The organism is Microcystis sp. M53598_WE2, from assembly GCF_030067735.1.
Lineage (GTDB): Bacteria > Cyanobacteriota > Cyanobacteriia > Cyanobacteriales > Microcystaceae > Microcystis > Microcystis aeruginosa.
Genome location: NZ_JASJFE010000352.1, coordinates 1 through 6,668, shown reverse-complemented (window position 1 = coordinate 6,668; position 6,668 = coordinate 1). Strand labels below are relative to the sequence as shown.

Here is a 6,668-nt window from a genome sequence, read left to right as displayed (position 1 = left end):
TGAGTGTAAAGAACCACAGAGACACAAAGGACACAAAGACCGATCGCTATTATATAAGTTAAACTTGTCACACAAAGAATAAGAGAGCCGATTGGTTCGCACACTGGTGCTGTTGATTAAAAAGATAAATTCTCAAAACTTGCTATGATCTAACAAGATTGTTAATGCACTTTCTCGGCTTAATTATCCCCTACAATGACACGCCAAATTCACGACCAATTTGCCAAGGAATATTTAGAGGAACTCTTAGCGTCTCTAGGAACGATTAAAAAGAGCAAGAAAGTCAAGAGTGAAGTTCAAGAAATCGATGTCTGGTTTGAACCAGCCACAGCATCAAGGACTGAATTACCCTTGGGTTTACTCGGTAAAATGGCGGCGACTTGCTGCTTATTTGAACCCTTCCGTAATCCACCCTCCGAGGTAGAGATTCGCAGTTGCATCTCAAAGTTATATGCGGTTCATGGCGAGGTCTTGAGGAAGGCGAAACGGACAAACAAAACTCTAACTGAAGCTGAACTACCAGTTCTCTGGATTTTAACGCCTACTTTTTCGGGGAGAATGATTGAAGAAGTCGTGGGAATCCCCCCTTCATTCCTACCGGAAGAGGGGATGAAAGAGGAGTGGGGAAAAGGAGTTTATTTTTCCCCTAGCCTGTTCAAAACAGGAATCGTCGCCATCCATCAATTACCAGTCAATGAGGAGACTTTATGGTTGAGGGTGCTAGGGAAAGGAGGGACACAGAAACGAGCAGTAGAAGAATTAGTGCAATTGCCTGAAGGTAATCCTTTCCAAGAGAATTTACTGGAAATTCTGGCCAACTGGCGCAAGAGTTTGGAATTAAGAGATAATTTAAGTGCCGAAGAACAGGAGGAGATTATGAACCTATCACCAGCTTATTTACAACAACGAGAAGAGTGGAAACAAGAAGGGATACAAGAAGGGATACAAGAAGGGATACAACGAGGCAGTTTAGAAGAACGGTATTCCCTGATAACCAGTCTTCTGGAAGGACGCTTTGGCAGCCTGGATGCAGAATTATCTGGTCTGGTGGAACAGATTGCCCAACTTCCTATCTCGGAACGCACCGGTTTACTTCTTTCTCTGGCCAATTTATCTCGCTCAGAACTGTTAGAAAGATTCAGGGAAAATTAAACTTTCAATCCCAATCTCAAAAACAGACAATTAAAATTACCGATGAACAATCATTTCCAAATCCTGAAGAACCTTAAATGTCCTGCTTATTTTGCTAGACTAAAGAAGTCCCAATTCTTGATTAGCCTGAGATAGGAAAGATTATGGTCAATCAAATCAGCATTGTCATCTCCAAGAATCCCGACGGATATTCACTCAAATCTCCTGAATTAGCAGCAATTGATTACCAGGATAGCTCTCTAGAAGGCGTTTTAAATCGACTGAAAGATGCCCTGGAAACTCATCTCATGGCTTCTGATATATCTCAAGAGGAGACTGGAGAATCAATTTTAAAGATAGTTGATAGGTTGAATCTGAACTTCCCTGAAGAAGAACTTGAGCCGCTTCCATCTGACGGTGCAGAAGAGCATGACCATTATCTTTATGGGAGTCCCAAGAAAAGGCAATGAAACAAATTTTTGCCGACACTTTCTACTGGGTTGCTTTAATCAATCCCCAAGATAATTGGCATCAACGAGCCAGAGAAGTTACGTCCAGTCTCAAAAACGTTAAACTTGTGACGACGGATGAAGTTTTGGTAGAGCTACTGAATTTTATGTCAGTCCGGGGAGCAAATCGGAAGCGACGTACTGTCGAATTTATCGATGATCTGTTCCAGAATCCCCGCCTTCAAGTCATTCCGCAAAACCTGGAATCATTCCTGCAAGGCTTCGAGTTATACCGCCGCCGTCCAGACAAAGAATATAGCCTGACAGATTGTATTTCAATGACGGTCATGCAGCGCTTAAAAATCAGTCAAGTGTTAACTCACGACAATCATTTTCAGCAAGAGGGTTTCATAATTCTATTTGAATAACAGAGGTAAAATTAAACTTTCAGTCCCCCTAAGCCAGGAAAAACTATGCCCAAGCATTAATAGTAGTTTGTCGGCTGAATTATGGACAAATCTCGCTCACGGAACAGTGAACAATCAACAGTCAACTGATAAAAACCCCTCCAATTAATGAAGGGTAATTGTGGGATTTTATTGATGGTATGAGGAGACTTTTGTGGTTTCTTTTTCTGAAAAGACGGACAACAGAAAATCACACACTCCCCATAAAAACTGTATCCCAAGCTACATTTTTATAAATATTTACATTCCTCTTCGTCAGGCTTCTTTAGCAAGGTTAAGAGCGATCGCCTTCTATCTTTTAGTAGTCAATAATGCCGTTGACAAGAGCTAAGTTAAGATTGAAGGGCATTCAGTTGTTAATTCGTGTAATTCTTGAGTAGGGCGAAAATATGACGACACTACTTGTGCAAGCGACCTCGGCTCCTTTGATGATTGATCTTCCTTGGATTATGCCGATGACGGAGGAGCAATTTTATGAATTTTGTTTAGCCAATCGAGATTTACGCATTGAACGCAGTGCTAGTGGAGAAGTGATCGTTATGCCTCCTGCTTTTTCAGATACGGGTAATCGCAATTTTAATATAGCTCTGCAACTGGGGAACTGGTCAGAACTAGATGGAACGGGGCTTGGGTTTGATTCCAGTGCGGGTTTTACGCTGCCCAATGGCGCAATTCGTTCACCCGATGCTGCTTGGATTAAATTAGAACGCTGGAATGCTTTAACAGAAAAACAAAAAACCTCTTTTGCCCCTATCTGTCCCGATTTTGTGATTGAATTACGTTCTGCTAGTGATACGGTATCCAGTTTGCAGAAAAAGATGGAGGAATATATTGCCAATGGTACTTTATTGGGTTGGTTAATCGATCGCCAAAATCGCCAAGTCTATATTTATCGTCCCCATCAAGAACCGGAGATTTTAAATGCTCCTGAAACCATTAGTGGTGATCCAGAATTGCCGGGGTTTGTATTAGTAATGGCTAAGATTTGGTAAATGCGATCGCTGATGAAAGGTTCCGTCAATATAGAACAACTAAGCACGATTAACGCTGTTCTATATTGTTTCTCAAGAGAATCCACTCAACATCGATAGAACAGCGATAACTAATCATCCTGTTAAGATTGGGTCAGGGTAGCCAATTCTAAGGCTAAAGGATCAACCCGGCGTAAATTTGCCCCTAATGCTCTTAATTTACCCTCTAAATTATCGTAACCTCGATCGAGGTGATGGAGTCCCTGCACAATAGTAGTCCCCCGGGCTGCCAATCCTGCTACCACCAAAGCTGCCGAAGCGCGTAGATCCGTGGCCATCACCGGCGCCCCGGAGAGGAAAGGCACACCGCGCACTAAAGCCACATTTCCTTTGACCTTGATATCTGCTCCCAGACGCTTTAATTCGGCCACATGACGCAGACGATTTTCAAAAACCGTCTCATTAACCACGCTACTGCCCTCGGTTAAAGTTAACAGAGCCATAAATTGGGCCTGCATATCTGTGGGAAAACCGGGATAGGGCAGGGTTTCGATATCGGTGGCTTTTAAGTCTCTAGGGATAATCCGGAGACGATTGGGACCATCTTCCACCACTTCCGGACCGATTTCGTGCAGTTTGGCAATTACCGAAGCTAAATGGCTGGGAATCACGGGATAAAGACTAATTTCTGAGCGGGTAATTGCCCCGGCTATCAGTAAAGTCCCCGCTTCAATGCGATCGGGAATGATACTGTAATCGGTACTGTGCAGACGGGAAACTCCCTCGATGACAATTGTATTGGTCCCGGCACCGCGAATTTTTGCCCCCATGGAAACACAAAAATTGGCTAAATCAATCACCTCCGGCTCCTGGGCCGCATTACCGAGAATGGTTTCCCCGAACGCTAAAGTCGCCGCCATCATTAGGGTTTCCGTCGCTCCCACACTGGGATAATCCAGATAAATATTCGCCCCTTTCAGACGACCATTACCTTTAACGCGGGCGTGTACCATGCCCCGATCAATTAATACATCTGCACCCATTGACTGTAGGCCTCTAACGTGCAGATCCACTGGTCTGGCCCCAATGGCGCAGCCGCCGGGGAGGGGAACTTTTGCTTCTCCTAAACGGGCTAAAATCGGTCCGATGGCGAAAAAACTGGCCCGCAACTGGGAGACGAGATCGTAGGGTGCTTGAGCTTGTTTGAGGTCTCTGCCATCAATCTCTAGTCTATCTCCGGTGCGACGGACTTGCACGCCCAAAGCCGAGAGAATTTGACTCATCCGCTCGATATCGGCCAGGGCAGGTACATTACTAATCTGGCACTCGTCGGAGCAGAGTAAAGCTCCCGCCATAATCACTAGAGCGGCATTTTTGGCACCACTGATCTTGACTTCACCCTTGAGAGAGTGACGACCTTGAATTTCTAAATAGGGATGCTCGGTATCGATGGTCATAGGATGATTCATTTATCTTGGTTGGCAGTCTTGGCTAAGGAGAGCTTTGGCAAAATGACACTGCATTTTATCAGATTTTTGAGGAAATTATTGGTGATTCTACCCCGAAAAGCGATTTTTGTCTTAATTATCTGAACTATCTTGACTTATGGATTGTCCGATAGTATAATAAAAGATTGTGAAAGAAAAATGCGGAACTGGCGGAATTGGTAGACGCGCTAGATTCAGGTTCTAGTGTCTGCAAAGACTTTCGGGTTCAAGTCCCGAGTTCCGCATTATCTCCCTCAAGACGCAGTGGTTTAGCGTAGCCCTAGCGGGGTGAAAAATCCGATTGGCTATAATCTCGATCGCTCTCCTGTAACGGCTATGATTAGCAGTGTTCAAAACCCTTTAATCAAGCAAATTCGCAAGCTACACCGCACTAGAGAGCGACAGGAGCAGAATTTGTCCTTAATTGAGGGAACCCACTTACTAGAGACGGCTTTAGCCGTGAATTGTTCCCTAGAGACGGTTTGTTATACTGAAAGGTGGCAGCAAAGACAGGGAGAATTAGCAGAGAAGCTTCAAAATCAAGCCAAACGAGTCGAGATAGTTTCCCCGGAAGTCCTCGCTTCCCTAGCAACCACGGTTAACCCCGATGGTGTGATTGCCACTATTGCCCGTGATCACCTTCATCCAGTCCCCCAAAATCCGCTACAATTGGGCTTAGTTTTGGAAAGATTGCAGGATCCGGGTAATCTCGGCACTATTATTCGCACTGCCGTGGCTACGGAAGTACAGGGTATCTGGTTAAGTCTCGATAGCGTCGAAATCGATAACCCCAAAGTGATCCGCAGTTCCGCCGGGGAATGGTTTCGATCGCCCCTAGTGGTAGAATCGGATTTATCGGCTTTGGTGAAAAAATATCAAGCACAGGGGGTAAAAGCGATCGCGACTTTACCCACAGCCACCAAAAGCCACTGGGAGATTGATTTTACCCGTCCGACTTTAATATTATTAGGCAATGAAGGAGCCGGTTTATCGCCCCAATTAGCGGCTTTAGCCGATGAAACGGTGAAAATTCCCCTCTTTGGCGGTGTGGAATCTTTAAATGTTGCGATCGCTACTGCTGTCATCCTCTACGAAGCTAGAAGACAATTAAGCTGCCCGCGCATTTGAATTGCTTGTTGAGATGAGGCACTCATGCAAGGGGCAAGAGGCAACAGTAAAGAGATTGGGGGAGATTTAGCCAATCTAAGAAAGTGATAGCAAAGTAGCGATTGCGGGGAGCAGTTTTGCACATGACTCGGCCAGTTTGGCAGCATCGGGCAAACCAGCAATCGTTCCTTTGAGAATTTTCAAAGCAGTTTTTGCCGCTTTTTGGAGTGCATTATCTTCGGGTTTCTGTCCTGCTTCTGCCAGGGTTTTGACCTGTTCCATCGCCTCCGCTTTATCTTCCGGCGCTAGGTGGGATTCATTTTTGATCGCAGATTGAAGCTGTTCGAGCAGTGTGGCCAGTTGAGTTGCTTCAGGGGTATTCGTCGATTGCAGTTGACCGATGCTGTTAGTGACCGCACCGCTAATTTGTCCGAGTGCAACCCCGGTCATGGTTTGGTTTTCGCCTGCGGCGGCAATTCCGCTCACGTTTCCCTGTACGCCGCTGATGTTGACGTTTCCTTTATTTTCTGTCATAGTTTCTACATGGTTGTAATAGTTTTTCGCGTAAACCTTTTGGCTGCTGATGGCGGGTTCAGCAAAGTTAGAATCAACCGCTTCATAAGCTTCTCCTCTTAGAGCGCCCTTGTATTCATCCGAGGCTATTCTTTGCCACTTAATATAACGATGGTCTTGTAATGTAGCGAGCTCTTGGAATTCGACCTCAGGACAGCTATCAGAACCCGTGTAATTTGGCCAACTAGGGCCGTTGAAAACCTGAGGACCCCACAAAATATTGCCCTCGGGAAGATGACCAGCCCGTACTTCTTTGACTATCCATCGTAAAAGGTTTTTTTGATTTTCTGTTAGACTCATATTTACACCTCCAAAAATAATTAACAGTACCATTATACTATGTAGTTTTGATTTTCGTAACGGGAATTTGCTAAAACCGACATCTATATAGGGTCTGCTGAAAAAGTACGGGCGAAGCATTCGGATAGAAAATCTACGGTTTCACCGATAGGTTATTGCCCGAATGCTTCGCCCCTACAGGAC

At 44.9% G+C, this 6,668-nt stretch carries 7 protein-coding genes and 1 tRNA gene; 6 read left to right on the top strand and 2 right to left on the bottom strand.

The window, feature by feature from the left end; translation table 11 throughout:
• The first annotated feature begins 195 nt into the window (after positions 1–195).
• From PX636_RS07590 to PX636_RS07575, 4 genes are all read left to right on the top strand, one after another.
• Positions 196–1,152: an RpnC/YadD family protein gene (locus tag PX636_RS07590; RefSeq protein WP_288116643.1), complete on the top strand. Its 957-nt coding sequence runs from the start codon at positions 196–198 to the stop codon at positions 1,150–1,152.
• Positions 1,153–1,295: 143 nt separating this feature from the next.
• Positions 1,296–1,601 (top strand): hypothetical protein, encoded by a 306-nt coding sequence (locus tag PX636_RS07585; protein WP_002752790.1) that lies wholly within the window; start codon positions 1,296–1,298, stop codon positions 1,599–1,601.
• Positions 1,598–2,008 (top strand): type II toxin-antitoxin system VapC family toxin, encoded by a 411-nt coding sequence (locus PX636_RS07580; RefSeq protein ID WP_288116642.1) that lies wholly within the window; start codon positions 1,598–1,600, stop codon positions 2,006–2,008. The genes PX636_RS07585 and PX636_RS07580 overlap by 4 nt, the downstream gene beginning before the upstream one ends.
• Positions 2,009–2,436: 428 nt before the next feature.
• Entirely contained in the window at positions 2,437–3,039 is a 603-nt protein-coding gene (locus PX636_RS07575; protein WP_288116641.1) for a Uma2 family endonuclease, read from the top strand.
• A 122-nt stretch (positions 3,040–3,161) separates the two neighbouring features.
• On the opposite strand, the gene murA is transcribed toward PX636_RS07575, so the two are convergent.
• A complete protein-coding gene (gene murA, locus PX636_RS07570) occupies positions 3,162–4,475 on the bottom strand; it encodes a UDP-N-acetylglucosamine 1-carboxyvinyltransferase (protein WP_288116640.1) in 1,314 nt (437 codons plus the stop codon).
• A 191-nt stretch (positions 4,476–4,666) separates the two neighbouring features.
• On the opposite strand from murA, the gene PX636_RS07565 reads away from it, so the two are divergent.
• Positions 4,667–4,750, top strand: a tRNA-Leu gene (locus PX636_RS07565).
• Between the two features lie 91 nt (positions 4,751–4,841).
• Positions 4,842–5,633 (top strand): TrmH family RNA methyltransferase, encoded by a 792-nt coding sequence (locus PX636_RS07560; RefSeq protein WP_288116644.1) that lies wholly within the window; start codon positions 4,842–4,844, stop codon positions 5,631–5,633.
• Between the two features lie 75 nt (positions 5,634–5,708).
• On the opposite strand, the gene PX636_RS07555 is transcribed toward PX636_RS07560, so the two are convergent.
• Positions 5,709–6,485: a hypothetical protein gene (locus PX636_RS07555; RefSeq protein ID WP_502882855.1), complete on the bottom strand. Its 777-nt coding sequence runs from the start codon at positions 6,483–6,485 to the stop codon at positions 5,709–5,711.
• Positions 6,486–6,668: the final 183 nt, after the last annotated feature.